The 20,244-nt window shown below is 42.6% G+C and carries 13 protein-coding genes; 6 read left to right on the top strand and 7 right to left on the bottom strand.

Translation table 11 applies throughout. From position 1 onward, the window contains the following. Positions 1-71 precede the first annotated feature (71 nt). From B1201_RS16935 to B1201_RS06715, 6 genes are all read right to left on the bottom strand, one after another. Positions 72-227: a hypothetical protein gene (locus tag B1201_RS16935; RefSeq protein WP_171263744.1), complete on the bottom strand. Its 156-nt coding sequence runs from the start codon at positions 225-227 to the stop codon at positions 72-74. Between the two features lie 46 nt (positions 228-273). Next, positions 274-480, bottom strand: coding sequence for a hypothetical protein (locus B1201_RS16775; RefSeq protein ID WP_143221667.1), 207 nt, complete (start codon positions 478-480; stop codon positions 274-276). Positions 481-583: 103 nt separating this feature from the next. Beyond that, entirely contained in the window at positions 584-2,203 is a 1,620-nt protein-coding gene (locus B1201_RS06730; RefSeq protein ID WP_078192825.1) for an ABC1 kinase family protein, read from the bottom strand. Between the two features lie 18 nt (positions 2,204-2,221). Continuing rightward, positions 2,222-2,890, bottom strand: coding sequence for a ubiquinone biosynthesis accessory factor UbiJ (locus tag B1201_RS06725; RefSeq protein WP_078192824.1), 669 nt, complete (start codon positions 2,888-2,890; stop codon positions 2,222-2,224). 16 nt (positions 2,891-2,906) lie between these two features. Then, on the bottom strand, positions 2,907-3,851 hold the full coding sequence (gene ubiE, locus B1201_RS06720; RefSeq protein WP_078192823.1) for a bifunctional demethylmenaquinone methyltransferase/2-methoxy-6-polyprenyl-1,4-benzoquinol methylase UbiE: 945 nt from the start codon (positions 3,849-3,851) through the stop codon (positions 2,907-2,909). Positions 3,852-4,077: 226 nt separating this feature from the next. Beyond that, positions 4,078-4,791 (bottom strand): FFLEELY motif protein, encoded by a 714-nt coding sequence (locus tag B1201_RS06715; RefSeq protein ID WP_078192822.1) that lies wholly within the window; start codon positions 4,789-4,791, stop codon positions 4,078-4,080. 205 nt (positions 4,792-4,996) lie between these two features. Here B1201_RS06715 and B1201_RS06710 point away from each other — a divergent pair, with 205 nt between their 5' ends. Further along, positions 4,997-6,415: a phosphate--AMP phosphotransferase gene (locus tag B1201_RS06710; RefSeq protein ID WP_078192821.1), complete on the top strand. Its 1,419-nt coding sequence runs from the start codon at positions 4,997-4,999 to the stop codon at positions 6,413-6,415. A gap of 140 nt (positions 6,416-6,555) precedes the next feature. Here the strand turns inward: B1201_RS06710 and B1201_RS06705 are convergent, their stop codons facing one another. Next, positions 6,556-7,077, bottom strand: a complete 522-nt coding sequence (locus B1201_RS06705) for a hypothetical protein (RefSeq protein ID WP_078192820.1) — start codon at positions 7,075-7,077, stop codon at positions 6,556-6,558. A gap of 179 nt (positions 7,078-7,256) precedes the next feature. Between B1201_RS06705 and B1201_RS06700 the strand changes: the two genes are divergently transcribed. From B1201_RS06700 to pnp, 5 genes are all read left to right on the top strand, one after another. Next, positions 7,257-11,042 carry an exodeoxyribonuclease V subunit gamma gene (locus tag B1201_RS06700; protein ID WP_078192819.1) on the top strand — a complete coding sequence of 1,262 codons (3,786 nt, stop codon included), beginning with the start codon at positions 7,257-7,259 and terminating at the stop codon, positions 11,040-11,042. Further along, a complete protein-coding gene (locus B1201_RS06695; protein WP_228144760.1) occupies positions 11,039-14,809 on the top strand; it encodes a UvrD-helicase domain-containing protein in 3,771 nt (1,256 codons plus the stop codon). The genes B1201_RS06700 and B1201_RS06695 overlap by 4 nt, the downstream gene beginning before the upstream one ends. 194 nt (positions 14,810-15,003) lie before the next feature. Next, positions 15,004-16,731 (top strand): exodeoxyribonuclease V subunit alpha, encoded by a 1,728-nt coding sequence (recD, locus tag B1201_RS06690; RefSeq protein ID WP_257229884.1) that lies wholly within the window; start codon positions 15,004-15,006, stop codon positions 16,729-16,731. An 867-nt stretch (positions 16,732-17,598) separates the two neighbouring features. Further along, a complete protein-coding gene (rpsO, locus tag B1201_RS06685; protein ID WP_067761248.1) occupies positions 17,599-17,868 on the top strand; it encodes a 30S ribosomal protein S15 in 270 nt (89 codons plus the stop codon). 273 nt (positions 17,869-18,141) lie between these two features. Next, positions 18,142-20,229: a polyribonucleotide nucleotidyltransferase gene (gene pnp / locus B1201_RS06680; protein WP_111885640.1), complete on the top strand. Its 2,088-nt coding sequence runs from the start codon at positions 18,142-18,144 to the stop codon at positions 20,227-20,229. The last annotated feature ends 15 nt before the right edge of the window (positions 20,230-20,244 follow it).

Here is a 20,244-nt window from a genome sequence, read left to right as displayed (position 1 = left end):
AGTGCGTTTTTGCACAGACCCAATGGCTGAAACTTACGACAAATGACTTCTCAGTCATATCAGGGCACCACTCACGAATGCTGTAATAATTGTTCATTATGCCGATGCAATTGAAACAAACTGAGGCAGACGATTGCCCATGTCGCCATTGGGAAGACCGCCCAAGCAAATAGATTAATGATAAAAACCACGGCCCCAGCTAATAACCAATAATTTAACCCGGCCATCAGTTTTTGCTGTGGCAAACAAAGCAGGAATAAACAAGGAAGAGCATTAAAGAGAATGATCCACCAAAATGCAGCAGCTACGCTGCATACTATACAGGGTGGTGTTGGCTGACGGTTGCCAGTTTAGAAACGGCATGTGCATATTTAATTGAACCAACACATCAAGCAGGGTCGAAAAACTATACAGCAAGGCCGTTGCACAAGCTCGGAGTGGATTTCGACCATACAGTACCCCTAAATAACTGTATGACATGGCGTTCAGCCTTATTTAATTTTTTGTTTTTATAGCTTTAAGCCCTTTATTGTCAAAGGGCTTAAAGGAGCTATGGATACAACATATTGTTTAAATACAAAGATTATTTAAACACACGCCAAATGGCAAGTAAGCTTGAAAGTGCAATTAATACGATGGAAACATACCATGGCGCAATTATCGCAATGGAGAAGAAGATGGCCATAACACTGCCAAAGACCCAACTACGCTTTTGCTGATGTTCCATTTGCAAGCGCATGCTTTGCAGTTCATTGAGTTGTTTTGCATGCCAAGCTGACTGATTTTTTAAACCATTCAGACTGTCGATCATCAGCGTTGGTAAATCTTGCGCACCTAAAAGTAAGTCTGGAATTTTTTGTCCGAGTTCTTTTAAGTTTTTCTGAGGATTCATTTGCGCTTTAATCCAATCGGTGAGGATTGGTTTTGCCAAACTCCAAATATCCAATTCAGGATAGAGATCCGTTCCTAAACCTTCGACATGGACCAAGGTTTTGAGCAGCAACATCAGTTGTGGCGGAATCTCTAAATGGAAACGACGCGCAATATCCATCACTTGAATCAGAATGCCGGCGAAGTCCAATTCATGCATTGGTTTAGAGACCATTGGGCCAACAGTGCGACGCATTTCACGTGCTAAGGCATCTTGATCTGTACCCGGTGGAATCCAACCCGCTTGATGCACGATTTGAATCAGCTGCATAAAGTCGCTGTTCATAACCGCAAGTAGCATGCGTGCTACGGTCATTTGGTCGTGCTTTGAAAGCTCACCCATAATCGCGCAGTCCAAGGCAATAAAGCGTGGATTGCTAGGATTGATGGTTTCGACGAAGACATTTCCCGGATGCATGTCTGCATGGAAGAAGTTATCGCGGAACACTTGGGTAAAGAAAATGGTGAGCCCTTTTTCGGCTAAATCTTTACGATCCATACCCAAGCGATCAAAGGTCGCAATATCTGAAATAGGCACACCGGTAATACGTTCTTCGACCATGACATCACGGCTATCCATATAGACTTCAGGCACGTACATCATGCTTGAACCGGTGAAGTAATGACGCATACGACGGGTGTTATCCGCTTCTAAAGTCAAATCCAATTCATTGAGAATAATTTGACGGTAGTCCTGAATAATTTCAGATAAATGCAGGGCACGAGCGGCTTCTAGACGTTTTTCAAGGAACTGACCAAGCCACTCTAATATTTCAAAATCTTCCAGAATTTGATTGCGAATATTTGGGCGAGTCACTTTTACCACGACTTCGCGACCATCATGCAGGGCAGCAGTATGCACTTGTGCAATAGATGCTGCGGCTAAAGGCTGCTCGTCAAAGCGTGCAAATAAGGTATTAACATCGGCTTTGAGTGATTCCTGAATACGCATTTTGGCAACGTCATTCGAAAAAGGTTTTACACGGTCTTGTAGTAGTACCAATTGCTGTAAAACTTCAGGTGGAATCAAGTCACGACGGGTAGACAGTAATTGCCCCATTTTAATGGCCAGCGGGCCCATCTCTTCCATGGCTTCTTTGAGCTTGAGCGGATTTTTACGCTCGCGGCTTGACCATGCCGCAGGGTGCATACGAATGAGAGAAAGAATATGACGGGCTTTTTCCGGTAATTCTTCCGCAGGAAACAACGTGTCGAGTCTATAGTGCGCAGCGATGCGCCAAAGGTCGAGTAAACGTGAAACGTGCGGAATCATATGTGCAATTACCTAGTCTTAAGTGTTGTCTTGTAATGAGTCAATTTGGCTATGCAGTTGCTGAATTTTTGCTTCTGCACGGTCCAGATTTTGATTCAAAATTCGTGTGTCTTGATTCAGGTCATCCATCTGCCAACGTGGGGCAAACAAGCCAGAATCTTCTTTTAACGCGTCTTCAGCAAAGAACAAATGGCTTTGTAAAGTACGTTTGAGATATTTGGGTGCAAGTTGCAACTTACCAATTTCATGCGCAAGGCTTGGACCTATCCAAGGGCTTAAATGCGAAGCTAAATCGGGCTCAGCTTGCTGCATAATGCGTTGGATATCCTGCAATAAATGATAATCACCTTGCAATGGGATATTGCCGACATCTTCAGCCAACAGCAGTTTAAGGAGCTCGACGACCGTTTTGACATGCAGGGTCGCTGTTGCTTCGGTCGTACTTGACTGCTGCTCGTAAGGGCGTTGCTCAAAGATAGATGCGGTTTCAGAGTGTCCTGTTGGCGTCGGTTCTAAGCGAACTTTCTGATTGTCAAAAAACACATCCACCGACAACTGTGGTGAGTCGATCACCACACGAAGCATTTTGCCTTGCAATTCATTCAGTTGGATGCGAGTAATAGCATCCAGATCAAGGAAATGATGAATTAAGCGTTCAACTGCACCAAGTGCGAGAATCGACCACATAGTTCAGCCTGCAGTATTAAAGTTTGAAACCACGATGTACGGCTACGATACCACCTGTTAAGTTGTGATAATCACAGTTTTGGAAGCCTGCATTTTCCATCATACCTTTAAGAGTACGTTGGTCTGGGTGCATACGAATTGATTCTGCAAGGTATTTATAACTTTCAGAGTCATTTGCTACGATTTTTCCCATAATTGGTAATGCAGTGAATGAGTACAAGTCATACAGTTTTGAGAATGGTTCAAATACAGGTTTAGAGAATTCTAAAATCAGTAAACGACCACCTGGCTTAAGAACGCGGTACATTGCAGCAAGAGCAGCATCTTTGTCAGTCACGTTACGTAGACCAAATGAAATGGTCAATAGGTCAAAACTGTTGTCTGCAAAAGGTTCTAAAGTTTCAGCATTGGCCAAAACGAAATCGACATTGGTACAACCAGCATCAATTAGGCGGTCACGACCGACATTGAGCATCGATTCGTTAATGTCTGAAAGCACCACATGACCTGTCGGACCAACTTCACGACTGAACACTTTAGCAAGGTCACCTGTACCGCCTGCAATATCCAGTACGTGCTGACCGCGACGAACACCTGACATGTTAATGGCAAAACGTTTCCATAGACGGTGAATACCAAATGACATTAAATCATTCATGATGTCGTATTTCGCAGCCACTGAGTGGAAAACTTCCGCGACTTTTTGCGCTTTGTCTTCGCTGCTCACGGTCTGATAACCAAAGTGTGTAGTTGGCCCAACATTACCTGTGTTCGCGCCACGTGGCAGATTATATTTGGGTACTGAACCTGTCACAGGTGTGTCGGTCAGACGTTGTTCTAAAGATTGTTGCTGACCTTGCGCTGTCCCTTGTGGTAAAGGTTCAGTTAAGAATGGACTCGCTTTGTCTGTATTTTGTGCCGACTCAGGTGTAGGGACAGGCGTTTGATTCTCGTTAGACATTAGAGTCACTCCTAACTTATAAATAGGGTTAATGTTGCTTTGCAAGCATGATGACAGATTCTCTGTTGTTATACAGCAGTCATTTGCATTTGTTGTGAATAATATACAGAAAAAATAAGGGGCTGCTGTAATTGCTTTGCAAAACCCCTATAAAAAATCTGAATTCAGCTTTGAGCGCCCTGTTTGTTTTATATCAAATGTGGGCTGAATGGGGATGATAATTTTGTTAGGCCGCAGGCTGAAACGGGTTCGGGTCTCCAGCATGTACACGGTCAATGATTTGACGTTCTACAGTGGTAAATTCACGCACAAATTTTTCTGCTGACTTAAGTGGTTTCATTGCGAGAAAGCCATCTTGCATAAAGTCATACATCACTTCGAAGTTATATTTTATTGCTGCACCTTTGCACATCTTAAAGGCGGTATAGACCATAAATGAGCGCATATATTTATCTAAATTACGACCTAAATCGTCCAATAGTTGCAGCTGTAACATACGGTCCTTGCCCTGATCGAGCTTAAGATAAGTCTGGCGCATCATTTCATCGGTTAGGGGCAGATTGGATGGATAATCTTCTAATAATTGCATGGCCACTTGTTCATCAAGCTGTACGGCTAAAATGGCAAGTTGTACGCCCGAAGTACCAGTCTTTATAGCATTGTCTGGAATCAATTTTTCAGCTTTGTGCGCATAGCGCGTGAGACGAGCAATTTGTGCTGCTAATGCATCAAAATCAGGACCGCCATATAAACGATTAATAAAATATTCAGACATCAGCACATTGTGTTTTTCAGCAAATTGTACGGCATGAGTGCGTTGCATACGCTGTTTTTGCCACTGCTGGACATCTTGTAAACGCTGTAAAATTTCTGGCTTTTTGTGGTAGTTCAACTGGTAATACAGTTCAAGTAAATCATCTAATACTGCAAGTTTGGACATTGAGTGTCTCAATTATTTTTTAGATGTTTGAATCTTAGTGGGTGTTGTAGCTTAGGGCTATGACAAAGTGACGAAATTACAGGTTAATCTGAGTCAGTTTGTTGCAGAAATGGTCATATTTTGCATTTCAGCATATACATGAAAGCATTGTTGTGTGATGAACGGCATGGTTATACTCAAAACAGAATAAAACCAAGGGTCCGCCATGAGCTTAAAAGAAACAGAATTTCAATTGATGGATGAAGAACAACTCTCGGTTGAGCTAATTGAAGCGCAATATCAACTGAAAAATACCAGCCGTCAGCCTAATGCCAAAAGTGTGTTGATTTTAGTCAGCGGAATAGAGCTTGCGGGTAAGGGGGAGGCCGTCAAACAGCTCCGTGAATGGGTCGATCCACGTTACTTAAGGGTGAAAGCGGATGCCCCGATCATATTTAATCCAAAACAAACCTTTTGGCAGTCTTATGCACGGTTTATTCCTGCCGAAGGGCAAATTATGGTGATGTTTGGAAACTGGTACAGTGATTTGCTCAGTACCGCTATGCATGTGTCAAAGCCTTTGGATGAAACCTTATTTGATGAATATGTTGAGAACATGCGGGCTTATGAACGAGATCTAAAAAATAATCATGTCGATGTGATTAAGGTCTGGTTCGATTTGTCTTGGAAATCTTTACAAAAACGTTTGGATGAAATGGACCCGAGTGAAGCGCGTTGGCATAAATTGCATGGTTTAGATTGGCGAAATAAAAAACAATATGACAACTTGCAACGTTTACGTCAGCGTTTTAGTCATGATTGGATCATTATCGACTGTGAAGATGAGCAAGTCCGTGATCAGCAATTTGCACAGTATATTTTACGCACTTTAAAACATTGTCCAACACATGAAACTAAAGCGGTAGGGCGTTGGAAACAAGCCAAAACACCACAGGCTTTATTGGAGCCAAGTACAGCCGTCGCTGATGAAGCCGATTATAAAAAAGAATTAAAAAAATTAAGCCGTAAGGTGGCTGAAGCTTTACGTTTTGATTCACGCAACGTGGTGATCGTGTTTGAAGGGATGGATGCCGCAGGGAAAGGCGGAGCAATTAAACGTATTGTTAAAAAGTTAGACCCACGCGAATATGAAATTCATACCATAGCAGCACCTGAAAAATATGAACTACGCCGTCCTTACTTATGGCGCTTTTGGAATAAAATTGTCCCTGAAGAGAAAATCACGATTTTTGATCGCAGTTGGTATGGTCGTGTTTTGGTTGAGCGGATTGAAGGATTTGCTAATACCGTTGAATGGCAGAGGGCATACGATGAAATTAATCGCTTTGAAAAGGACCTATATAACACTCAAACGGTTGTCATCAAGTTCTGGTTAGCCATAGATAAGGATGAGCAAGCTGCGCGGTTTAAAGCCCGCGAAGAAACCGCACATAAACGGTTTAAAATTACTCCAGATGACTGGCGGAATCGTGACCGTTGGGATGACTATCTCAAAGCTGCTGCAGATATGTTGCAACGCACGAATACAGAATATGCGCCGTGGCATGTGATTGCGACCAATGATAAACATAGTGCTCGTTTACAAGTGCTAAAAACGATTTTAGCGCAGTTGAAAGCAGATTGACTTTATGAAAAAAGCCACGCAATTCGTGGCTTTTTCTTCATTTTCAAAACTCGCTCATTTTCAAATTTACTGGATCTTCAGGCCTATGATTTAGAGCGCTTTAATGTTTTAAACCTATTCATAAACTAAACGTCACTGCATTAAGCATTGTTTGGTGTTGGGACAGGTTGGTTCGGAAATTTCTGTTGAATACGCTTCGCCAATTGGTAGCTTTCTTCTACATGGGTTTCAGCGACTTTTTTCATCACAATATAACCCAAACTTGCTGCCACTAATTGTCCACCTAATGGAATAAATTTAGTGACTTGTTTGGTAATATATTTTGCTGCAATGTTATTTAGCGATTTTTTCATGGCGGTTCGTGCAACCACTAAACCAGAAAATTCGACACCACGTTTACGCAGTTCTGTCCAATGAATTTGTTTGGTTTTTGGATCATACACACTAATTTGATCTGGCGCTAAACCAAAACGCGCATTAATTTCTGGAATGAGCTGTGACAAAATTCCGACGTCAATCACCACATCCAAAAATGGCACAGGAATAATGGCTGCACCTGCTGAAAAATAAGCACGTTTTTTAACGAGCTCTAAGCATTCAGCGCGAATAATGTCCAGATTTAAGTTAGGGTCGATGGAATCAGGAATGTTATCAATTTTCATAAGCAAATACCCTTAATACTGGATTGGTTTTTTTCTCATAAAGTATCATTAAGATACTTGTTTAAAAGCATTTTTTGCAATCTATTCTCTTGTCAAAGTCGCATAGACAGCCCAAGATGTATAGTAAATAATCATTGTTGTTTTGTAGTAGTTGGTCACTCAGGCTGTAAAGGTAATCCATGGCAATACATGTAATTCAGAGTCAAAGAATCGAAGTTTTGGTGGATTGTCTAATCAAAAAATTGAAATCAAATCAGTCGACTAATGCATTATCTGTCTTGCAAGAACGGCATATCGTGGTACCCGATCAAGCCATTGCAGCATGGTTAGAAAAACAAGTGGCTGAAAAAATCAGTATTAGTGCCAATATTAAGCATCATCGTAAAATTTTAGGGTTGCAGTGGAAAGCCTACGATTGGGCCTTGCCGAACAAACAAGACCGTGAGCGAATTAAAGGTATCAATATGCCGCCATTGATTATGCAATGGCGTATTTATAATGCTTTAGCCGGGTTTATTGCGGCAGACAAGTTTGATGCTGCTCAGATTCCGACAGACGTGCAGCCCTTAGTTCAGCGTATTTTTGACAACACAGCACAACTCTCAGATCGAAAAAAACGTGAGCAAAAGCGCCAAGAAATGTTGTACTGGATCGCTGCTCAAGTCACCCGGCTTTTTACCAACTACATGGCCTTTCGTGGCAGTTGTATTCATACCCCTGATGAAGGTGTTGAGCAATGGATTTGTCCACATTGCGATACCGACTGGCTAAAAGCGTGGAGTCATAACCAGCCATTAAATATTATGCAACTCATAGGTCTGAAACCTGAACAAGCTGATGAATATTTACCGACGCAGGCTCGACAACTAGAGCAGTGGCAGCGTTGGCTGTGGCATCAAGTATTCAAAAAAGATTTTAATGACCGTCAGGAAATAGACAATAAATTTTGGTTTGCCTTGGCGCATGCTGAGCAAAATCGGCAGCAGCAGTTTGATTTGGATGCTGAGGATGATGAACGCGATGATGATGAGCGTCATCAAACCTATAACGGTTTACCTGAACAGATTTTCGTCTTTACTACCTTAGAACTACCACCTGCACAACTCAAATTTTTATATCGTTTGGCGGCGTATACCGAAGTACATTTGTTGTATTTCAACCCATCGCGTGAGTATTGGGCAGACATGGTCGATCCTGTTTGGAAAGATCGTTATAACCTAAAATTGCAACAGCGTTATATTGAACGAAATCCTAATGTCAGCACAGCGCAAATTCAGGCCTATCTGAGTACCACCAATGCGGAATTTCGTGAATCACAGCATTCATTATTGACTCGTTTAGGCAAACGTGCGCGGGATAACTTTGCATTATTGGTGAATATGTCTGGTGGCGAAGGCTGGGAAGATATTTTTCCAGATACTGAGCCGACAACGCTGCTCGCTCAAATTCAATATGACATCATGACTCTAGAAGAGCCCGAACAGCATCAATATGCACTCGCGGGTTCAGATGAATCGATTCAATTTCATGTCTGTCATTCTAGCTTGCGTCAGTTAGAAGTTTTACGTGAGCAGTTGGTACATTGGTTGGCCGAAGGCTCGGAACAAGAGCCACGCCATCCGAGTGATATCTTGGTATTGGTGCCAAATTTAAAAGAACTGGAACCGCATATTCGGACGGTCTTTTCGACGACTCGAGGCATGGGTCGCAGTGCTGTGGATTTACCTTATATCCCAGTAAAAATTGCAGGAGTGGTTAGTCAAGATATTCAAAATGCATGGAAAGCCTTTGTTGGACGCATTGAAATTAGCCAAGGTCGTTTTACCGCAGAAGATTTTCACGATTGGTTGAATTTGAATGCGGTGCAAGAACTGTATCAGCTCGACCATGTACAAATGGAACGTATGATGGAACTGCTAATTCAAGCCGGTTTCCGTCGTGGTTTAGATGAACAGCACATGTTGGCTTATTTGTCTGAGCAAGACCGAGATTATCGTTATACCTTTAAATTTGCTTTAGACCGTTTGGCGTTAGGGATTGCGATTCCACAGCATGCCGTATTTGAGAATACCTTAAGTTTCGCAGGGGTGCAGAGTAGTGATTTTGAGTTGGTGCAAACCTTAATTCAGATCTATCAAGATATCAGTGCGCGTCGAGATTGGCTTAATCCGAACCTCAGTGCACAGACTGTCAAAGCGTGGTTGCAACAGCTAGATGCAGATTTAAAACCTTTTGTTGAAGCCAGTGGTCGAGCATTTGAAACCATACGCGGTGTGATGCGTGCAATGACACAACGACTGAAAAATGCCCAAAGTGAAAAAGTTGAGTCGCTACCAAATAGCTTTAATTTACCGCTATCTTTATTGCTCAAGGAGATACAACAAGGCATCGATGGTTCTGTCGATCAGATCGAACCAACTGGTTCAGTGACCTTTGCAGACATGGGTAAAATCCGTCAAGTCCCATTTTCACTGGTGGTGTTGTTGAACATGGATAGTGGAAAATTCCCACGTCGTGATCAGAAAGTACCTTTTGATTTAATGGATGTGTTTAAGCCAGTATTGGGTGATCGCTCACGTTTGGAAGATGATAAAGGTGCATTTTTAGATGCCTTGTTATTTGCCCGAAAGTCCTTATGGATTTTCTATAATGGCTTTGATGTCAATGGAGGTGAAAGTCGTGAACCATCATCTGTCATTTATGAGTTTAGCCAATTCCTCGCTCGAATGATTCAACCCCAGCGGTTAGATCAGCCACATGATGCCATGTTGGATTTGGATGGGTTACGAATTCCAGAGCAACTCGAACCGCTCTATCATATCTATCCGTTGCAGCCATTTGACCCGACAGGATTTCAGCAGTCGAAAAACGTACGATATAAAGATCAATGGTTTGCTGTGGCGGAACATATTTTAAATCAGTCTGGGCAACGCCAACCCTGGATTAACCTTGATTATCCAGTGCATGATGCACAAGAAGTAAGGGTGTTAGATGGTCAGGAATGGATTAAAGATGTGGTATTCCCAGCTCGGGCATATTTGAAAACGCTTGGTGTGGCCAGTGTGTATACCGGTGATCAGTTACCACAGAAAGAACCTTTATTACTTGACCGTTTACAGCAATACCATGTCCGTGAATTATTGCAAAAGCATTATGTGCAGCCTGCATCTCGTGTCAATCAAGCTGAGGATCAGAACTCTACGACTCCAACTGAACCAGATATAGCATTATTCCAAGATGTACTGCCTGTAGGACATAGCCAAATAGCAACGTGGAAGCTCAGTTTGCAAGAGCAGACACAATTGTTAGCACGTTTAGATGGACGTTATGTAACTGCGACCACTTTACAAAACTTACAGCTTGAACCGCATTTGATACTGAGCATCACCGTGCCTGAAGACCGTCAGAGTATGCATTGGTTAAGCTGTATGGCATCTGGGGCAAAGCCTAAACGTCAGACACAAACTTGGCTCGAATATCTACTGTGGTTGAGCTATTTAGACTTAGGCGATGAGGGCGCGACGTATCGTCGTGAAGTAATTTGTAATGATAAAAGCATTGTTTGTTGCGGATTAAGCTCCGCACAAGCCAAGCTACAGCTCAGTGAATGGCTGGCGATGTGGAAACATGCACAAAAACGTCCTGTGGTGCTGCCTGCTGCTTTAATTCGCCAAGAAAAATGCACTTGGGTGGAAAATGAAACAGGCCAACTCATGCCTGATAATTTTGCAAAGCTTCAAGAGGAATGGCTGAAAAATCATAGTTTTGGTGGAGTGGAGTTGGAGTCGAATGAAGCCAATAGCCACCATCGTGATTGGAGCTTTATTTTACAGCAACAAGCGGCAGATGAACTTCTGGCATTGTCCTGTCGTTATTATGCAGAACGTTTATATCATGTGATGGATACCGAGGCAGATGACGGCCTAAAAAAACTTAATGTCATCAAGCCTGAGGTCAAAAAATGAATATGCCACAGCAAACGATGAATATGTCCACCAACCCGATTGCAGACATGAGCTTTACAGGACTCCATTGGATAGAGGCTTCTGCGGGTACAGGGAAAACCTATACGCTTTCTAGTCTGATGGTGCGGATTTTTCTCGATCGTTATATGCCGAATCAGGTCATTGCCACTACCTTTACACGTAAGGCTACAGCGGAACTCAAAGCGCGGGTTCGACTGCGGATTGAAGAAACCCGTGACTTTATTTATAGCCTGTTAGCGGCACCTCAAGATGAGTTGGCCGAACTTCAGCAGAGTTTGAGTGACCCTTTGTATCAGCAGGTGTTGAAAGATCATGGGCATCATTTAGATTATGCCTACAATCGGCTGAACGTGGTCTTACAACAATATGAAGAATTGTTTGTTGGGACCTTGGACAGCTTTAGCCAAAAGTTATTACGTGAATTTGCCTTTGAAAGTGGTCGTATTGAACAGGTGCAAATCAGTGAAGATGAAGATCTACATATTGAACGTATTATTCATGATTTATTAAGAGATTGGATTCAGCAGCAGCCTGCGCATTTGATTGAATATTTGATGTTGAATCATCAGTTGAAAGGCCCTGAATACTATCTGGGCGTGGTAAAGGAAAGTCTAAATTTCCCATCGGTGGATTTACGCGTCCCTGAATTACCCGAAAATGCTTTGGCACATTTTGAAGCGATGTGTCAACAGCTTGCGCAAATGCTGCCTGCTGCTCGTGTAGAACTTGCAGCGTGTTTTGATGCCGCAAGTCATTATAAGAACCTTGTCGACGCTCGACGTTTTAATAAAGGGGCATTCTTTGTCACCTTTAACACACGCATTCCCGAGTTTTTACAGCACTTTGAAGCTGCGGGTAGCCAAGGGGTTTTGACTCAGTCCGACGTGTTACAACCGACGATGAAAGCCATTCGTTCATTGTTTTATGATCCGAATAAAACTGAATTTAAGCCACGTGTCTTTAAAGACAAAATCGTTGAAGAGCAGCCAGATGTCTCAAAAGAATTTTATCAACATGCTTTTGTTCAACAACTCCGAGCGGTGCTCAATGCTTATGAACATATCAATCAAGCAGAACAATATCTAAATTTTTATTTGGCGCAGGAAGTTAAAAAGCGTTTGCCTCAAGTGCTGTCCCACGCTGGGGAAACCACCTTTTCACAACAAATTCGGACCTTATCGGAAGCCTTACAGCAAAGCTCAGCAGCAGGGAAAGACAGTTTTGCTGCCCATGTTTTGGCACGATATCCGCTGATTTTAGTCGATGAATTTCAAGACACCAACCAAGATCAAGATGACATGCTTTCTAGCATTTGGCGGGTCAAGGAGCGCTTACATCAGGGCTGTATGATTATGGTCGGCGACCCCAAACAGGCGATTTATGGGTTCCGTGGCGGTGACATGCTGACCTATCGTAAAGCGCGTCATGATATTCAAGCCAAGGGTGGGCGTTGTTATACCTTGAACAAAAACCATCGTTCAGTCAAAAACTTGGTTGAAGTGGTGGATGCCTTGTTTCATCGGCAAATGGACTTTGGTGAGCAAGTTGAATACACACCGATTCAAGCAGGTGAGCGTGAGCATCCGCCGTTGATTGATCATGATCAAGTCAATCCACAACCGCTGCGTTGGTTGGCTTTGGATGAAACGCTGAATGAAGCAGAGCAAGTGGCTTGGCAGATTCAGTCCTTGCTGAACCAAGCTCAGCAAGGACATTTATATTTTCAAGACAACAATACCCAGCGAGCACTGACAGCAAACGATATTGCGGTCTTAGGGCAAAACCATTTCGACTTAGAGCAAGTGCAACAATGTTTATTGCAACTGGGTGTTCCTTGTTATAAAGCATCACGGGACAGCGTCTATAAAAGTTCCGTCGCACAAGACGTTGCCGCTTTGCTGACCGCAATTTTAAATCCTTATCAAGAAGCCAAGGTGAAACGTGCGCTGCTGAGCCGTTTATTGGGTTTTGATCTGAAACAACTGGTCGCACTCGAACAGCAGGCAGATGGACTGAGCGAAATTATCGAAAAACTCGAACAGATCCGACAAATTTGGAATGAGCAAGGATTCCGCAGCGCGTGGAATAGCTGCATGACGGTCTTTCAGGTGTGGACGCGTTTGGTGGCTGGGCAAAGTCGAGATAATGAACGCACAGTGGTGAATTTACGCCATATCGCAGAATTATTAAGTCAGCAAAGTGAACACTACACCGGTGCGCATAAGCTCTATCAATGGTTTATTCGCCAAATCAATTTAGGCATCAATAATGAAAGTACCCAAGAGCGAAAATTGACTGGGCAATTGGGGGTGCAATTGATGACGATCCATGCATCCAAAGGCTTAGAGTTTGGTTGTGTATTTTTATTGGGAGCAAATGCCGGCTTAAGTGAAAAAGGCAATTTGAATTTTTCCCTTAAAGACAATCAGCAAAAAAGCCTTGGGTTAGAACGTGTGATTGCTGTGAAGTCTTCGGACTTACCCGAAGATGATATTCAACAAAATGAAGCACGCAATGAAGCAGAGCACCATCGTTTGTGGTACGTGGCGTTGACCCGTGCCAGTTATCGTGTCTATGCCGTGCTGCGTCATCATGAAGTAGAAAAGAAACAAATGGCAGAAGCGCGTTCAGGACTGACTTTTTGGCGTGGAAGCGCACCAGATCTGTTCCAACACGCAGATAGTGTGGATGCCGATGTCCTGCGTGCAGCACCACCGATTTTGACCCAGACTCAGGTTGAAGCTGTTGTATTAGAGGCGGCAGAAATTCCTAACAGCCATTTTTATCCACGGGAAACCACCAGCTTTACCGCGCTCACGCGCACGACACATAAGGCACATATACAACGTGACCAACTGGCAGCGGTCATGACCGAGCCAGAAGACAGTGCTGCCGATGAAGTTGAACAAATTGAAATCATTGAAGCAGAAACTGCAGAGAAAATTAGCTGGATTAAACGGCATTTTCCAAAGGGAACCAAGCCCGGAAGTTTCTTGCACAAGTTGATGGAAAAAGTTCGATTTAGCACTCCAGAAGATAAGTTGGCCAAAGCCATCGCATCGCGCTTTCACAGTGATGTTGAGTTTGATTCGCCGCAAATATTGCAAAATTTGATTAAACAGTTTGGGCAAACGGCGAACCCTGAACAAGACGAAGCTGAACTGATTGAAGAAATGCAGGAATGGTACAGTCAAATCATTCATACACCGTTGCATGATGGTTTTAGCCTGCATCAGTTAAACGATGGCGAATACCGTTCAGAAATGGACTTTCATTTAAGTATGGCGGATCGTGCATTGGCAATACGTAAAATACGCATGCTATTTGAAAGCCTAAATGAGCCAGATTTACAGATACAAGATTTGAATGATGTGTTTACGGCACGCTATCTGACGGGGTCGATTGACTTGGTATATTATGATGGTCAGCGTTATCACATTGCCGATTATAAAAGTAATTTCTTAGGCGATCAGACCGCACATTATAATCATGCCTATATTCGAGAAAGTATGAGTCATTCTAGTTACTGGTTGCAGGCGGCATTATATTTGGTGGCCCTACATCGTTATTTGAAAGCCGTGATGAAAGACTATGACATGAAGCAGCATTTGGGTGGGGCGAGTTATTTATATCTTCGCGGTATGGATGGACAGTCCGATCGTGGGGTATATCACTGGAAGCCGGCGGATACATTCATTCAAAACCTCGATGCAATATTGAGCGAAACGGTTGTGGCTAAAACGTGAATAAGCACGAAAAAGATAAAAATATTTACGCTGAAACAATAAGTTGCATTGTGGATAAGTTTGAGGATAACTGTGTGGAAAATGATCAAAAAGCCTTATCAGCACAGCCTTTGCACGCGGGACAAGAAAATACTGTAGAAACGCAGGTTTTAGTTCCCCCAAATACCCAAGAAAAAGCTGATTTAGATGCGGTTTTGCCGGATTGGATTGACTATTTAATCCAACATTATTTACCCGATCAGGACAGTCATCCTGCTGCAAATCAGTTAATTCAACAATTGATGCAAGCCGTGGAAAAAGGCGATAGTTGTATTTTGGCCGAAGATGCGCAGATTCAATGTTTGGCTCAGATGGTTCAGCACGAGCAAGCTGAAAAAACACCTGTTGCGCCTTTTATTTTTGATTCACAGCGACTTTATCTTTATCGCTATTGGGCACTAGAAAATGCTTTAGCCAAGCAAGTTGCACGTTTAAAACAGCAAACAGAGCAAAATCTCAATCAAACGCAGATGCTTAATATTGAAAAGGATTTACTGACCGATCCCCATCAGATCCAAGCACTGCACATGGTGTGTCAGCACAATTTTAATATCATTACCGGTGGGCCTGGGACAGGTAAAACCTATACCTTGGCTCGGATTATTGCCGTGTTGAATGAGCAAAATCCAAATTTAAGAATTGCGATGGCAGCGCCGACAGGAAAAGCGGCGCAGCGAATGGAAGAAGCCTTACAAGCAGCGTTTAAAGATCCTGCATTGCAGCATTATTCGATTATTCACAAACATTTGAAACCCGTAACTTTGCATCGCCTATTGGGTTTAGGGACGCGCGCTATCCCGCGGTTTAATGAGCGCCAACGCTTACCCTATGACGTTATTGTGGTCGATGAAGCCTCCATGTTGGATTTAAGTTTGGCGCAGATGCTATTCGCGGCAATCCCTCAACACAGCAAGCTGATTCTATTGGGGGATGCAGAACAGTTGGCTTCGGTCGATGTTGGCGCTGTTTTGGCTAATCTTCAGGATGTGGATGCCTTACAAGCCAACCGCACCCATTTACAAACCAGCCGCCGTTTTGTACAGGGTGCAGCCATTGGTGAGTTTGCCCGTTTTATTCAACAACAAGAACAACAGCAAACAACCACAGAAGTTCTGGCGAAATTCGAACATCAGGTGGTATCTGCATCCGAACTTCAGCCGATTCAACTAAGACCGAATATGAGCGATGTGATTCAGTTGCAATATCTCCCCGAAGCCACGAACAGTGCGGCACATTGGGCAAAATATTATGATCAACTGATGTATGGTTTTCAGCCCTATGTGGCATGGTTAAAACAATGGCCAGAGCAATCCGCTGAATATGCAGATTGGTTAGCCCAATTGATTCGCTATTTTGATGATTATCGAATTCTATCGGCCATTCGACATGGAAAATTAGGCTTACATGAGCTCAATCAGCAGATTGAACTTCGGGTCTTAAATGCCTTAGGTGTGTTGAAACAAGGGGATTGGTATGTTGGTCGTCCAGTTATGATGACCTATAACGATTATCAACTTGGACTATCAAATGGTGATATTGGGATTTGCTTAAAACGACCGATGACGGAAAAGTCGCAGTTTGAGGTTTATTTTCCCAGTTTGGATAAATGGGTTGTGGCAACACGGTTACCTAAAAGTATAGAAACTTCCTACGCATTGACTATACATAAGTCTCAAGGTTCTGAATTTACCCATACGGCGGTAGTTTTGGAAAATCATGCAACCGAAATGATGAGCAAAGAGCTGATTTATACCGCTATCACACGTGCAAAAAAAGTGGTGAGTTTACTTGTTGCAAAAGATGCATTGGCAAAAGCGCTTATAAAAAGAACAGCACGAGTTAGTGGTTTGTTAGAAAAAATTAACAATCACCTATCTTTGTAAAGCCTGGGCAAAATGTACCGTATTTTGTAAGAAATAGCTTACATTGATTCAGGAGATTTGCGCATAGAGCTTCTTAGAGCTTTTTGAGAAGATGACTTCACAGAAAAAGAACTCAACACGGATGGTTGAGTAAAATCGCAAAAGTATAAGAATAACGTCAAAAGACAGCGAACTTACAGTGAAGTAAGGAAATAGGAAACTTACAGCCGCTAAGCCTTGTAGTTTTGGGAGAGACTACAAGGCTTTTTTATGTATAGAAAATAAGAAATGCCTATATGCTGTAACAGAAAAGAAATAGAGCTTAACCGATGTACGAAAAAGCTTACATATAGATACGAAAAATACGACTTTTATCTAACAGCCGTTGTGGCAAAATCTACCACATAAGGAAGTGCAAGTTAAAACATGGAATGTTTAACATAAGGACGCGGAAAAGCGCCACATAAAACAATAAATAATAAAACAATAACTAAAAAAGAAGAAACTACAGCGCAAAAAAGCCCGAGCCTAGCTCGGGCTTTTTTTTAATTATTCCAGTTTGAGTTTTGTATCCTAAATATCGAGTGGCAAAATGTATCAAAAATAAGTTTAAAATTCATTCAATAATCTGGAATTCAATGTGTTGGAAATATGCAGTTTTATGTCGTATAGAGTGTCGAAGCATATAAAAAATTTATAATGGAATCGAGAGGAAAAATAAGGCGTTATTGTCATTAAGAAAACCTGACGAAGTCGGCTATCTCTTTTTGCAATTAAGACGATTTTCCCTTAATATAATGCACTTGCTGTAGTGATGCACGGCAGTCAGCTGATTTATCGGCTGATTCGTATCAAAAGTTAACTTTATAAGCATCTCGGAGAAATCGAATGGCTTTAACAAACGCAGATCGCGCAGAGATCATTGCAAAATTCGCTCGCGCTGAAAACGACACTGGTTCACCAGAAGTTCAAGTAGCTCTTTTAACTGCTCAAATCAATGATTTACAAGGTCACTTCAAAGAGCACAAACACGACCACCATAGCCGTCGCGGTCTTATTCGTATGGTTAACCAACGTCGTAAGCTTCTTGACTACCTTAAAGGTAAAGACGCTACTCGTTACAGCGCATTGATTGCTGCTTTAGGTTTACGTCGTTAATTCGATTTAAACTTTTATTTTCGGACTATTGCATGCTAAGTGCCGTATTACTGAAAACTAAAGTCTATCCAACCTTGGTTGGATAATGGGGAAGGGGCGATGATTCGCTCCTTCTTTGTGTCTTAAATTAGTATTTTAAATTAATGTTTTTAATCTCTAGTGAGGTCGGCTTCTAAGCTTTGTCATTTATGTTACAGCGTTTGGGGCGTTGAATGAATGCCAAACCTTAGGGGTCTCCACTAGAATAAAATCAGGAAAAAATAAAACATGTCGATGTTTAATATTATTCGTAAAGAATTCCAATATGGTCAGCATCAAGTTGTCCTAGAAACAGGTCGTATTGCGCGTCAAGCGAATACTGTGATCATCACTATGGGTGGTGTACAAGTTCTTGTTGCTGTTGTTGCTCAGCCAACAGCGAAAGCAGGTCAAGACTTCTTCCCATTGACTGTTAACTACCAAGAAAAACAATATGCTGCAGGTCGTATTCCAGGTGGTTATGGTAAACGTGAAGGCCGTGCGTCTGAAGCTGAAACTCTTATTTCACGCTTAATTGACCGTCCAATTCGTCCATTGTTCCCAGAAGGTTACTACAACGAAATCCAAGTGACTGCGACTGTTATTTCTTCTGATAAGACAATGGAAGCTGACATTGCTGCAATGTTAGGTACTTCAGCTGCTCTTGCAATTGCGGGTACACCTTTCCGTGGTCCAATCGGTGGTGCACGCGTTGGTTTAATCAACGGTGAATACATCCTAAACCCGAACCACGAACAGCTAAAAGAATCTGACCTTGACCTTGTGGTTGCAGGTACAGAATCTGCGGTATTGATGGTTGAATCAGAAGCGAAAGAGCTTTCTGAAGACCAAATGCTTGGCGCTGTATTGTTCGGTCATGACGAAATGCAAATCGCGATCCAAGCGATTAAAGAATTTGCTGCAGCTGCTGGTGCAACAGAGTCTACTTGGACTGCACCTGCGAAAAACGAAGAGCTTCGTGCGAAATTAAAAGAAGCGTTTGAAGCGAAAATCTCTGAAGCATACACAATCGCTGTTAAACACGATCGTTATGCAGCACTTGATGCGCTTCAAGCTGAAGCTGTTGCTCAATTCGTTCCAGAAGAAGACGTTGATGGTATCGCTGACGACTTAGCTGAATTATTCGAAGACCTTAAATACCGTACAGTACGTGACAACATCTTGTCAGGTAAGCCACGTATTGATGGCCGTGATACCAAAACAGTTCGTGCGCTTGACGTACAAGTTGGTGTATTAGACCGTGCTCACGGTTCTGCATTATTTACACGTGGTGAAACCCAGGCGTTGGTAACAACAACTTTGGGTAATACACGTGATGCGTTAATGGTGGATACATTAGCAGGTACGAAAACTGACAACTTCATGTTGCACTACAACTTCCCTGCATACTCTGTAGGTGAAACTGGTCGTGAATCTGGTCCTAAACGTCGTGAAATCGGTCATGGTCGTCTAGCGCGTCGTGGTGTACAAGCTGTTCTTCCTGCAGCTGACCGCTTCCCGTACGTGATTCGTATCGTATCTGATATTACTGAATCAAACGGTTCATCTTCAATGGCGTCTGTATGTGGTGCTTCTTTATCACTTATGGATGCTGGTGTGCCAATTAAAGCGCCAGTTGCTGGTATTGCGATGGGTCTTGTGAAAGAAGGCGAACGTTTCGCAGTGCTTTCTGACATCTTGGGTGATGAAGACCACCTTGGTGATATGGACTTTAAAGTAGCCGGTTCTGCAAACGGTATTACTGCACTTCAAATGGATATCAAAATCGAAGGTATCACTGAAGAAATCATGGAAGTTGCATTAAACCAAGCGTATGCAGGTCGTATGCACATCTTAAATGCAATGAACCAAGTGATTTCACGTGCTCGTCCTGAAATTTCAATGCATGCACCTACATTCCAAGTGATCAACATCAACCCTGATAAGATCCGTGACGTGATTGGTAAAGGCGGTGCAACAATCCGTCAAATCACTGAAGAAACCAAAGCGGCAATTGATATCGAAGACAACGGTACAGTACGCGTATTTGGTGAAACTAAAGCTGCTGCTTCTGCTGCTGTTGCGAAAATCCAAGCGCTTACTGCTGAAATCGAACCAGGTACAATCTACACTGGTAAAGTAATCCGTATCGTTGAATTTGGTGCGTTTGTAAACATCCTTCCAGGTACTGATGGCTTACTTCACATCTCTCAAATTTCAAACGAACGCATTGCGAACGTTTCAGACGTATTGTCTGAAGGTCAAGAGATCAAAGTACAAGTTGCTGATGTCGACAACCGTGGTCGTATCAAATTAACTATGAAAGACATCGAACAAGCTTAATAGTTTGCTGATTCA

Source organism: Acinetobacter sp. ANC 5600, assembly GCF_002018395.1.
GTDB classification, from domain to species: Bacteria; Pseudomonadota; Gammaproteobacteria; order Pseudomonadales; family Moraxellaceae; genus Acinetobacter; species Acinetobacter amyesii.
This window is presented reverse-complemented; position numbering and strand designations above follow the sequence as displayed.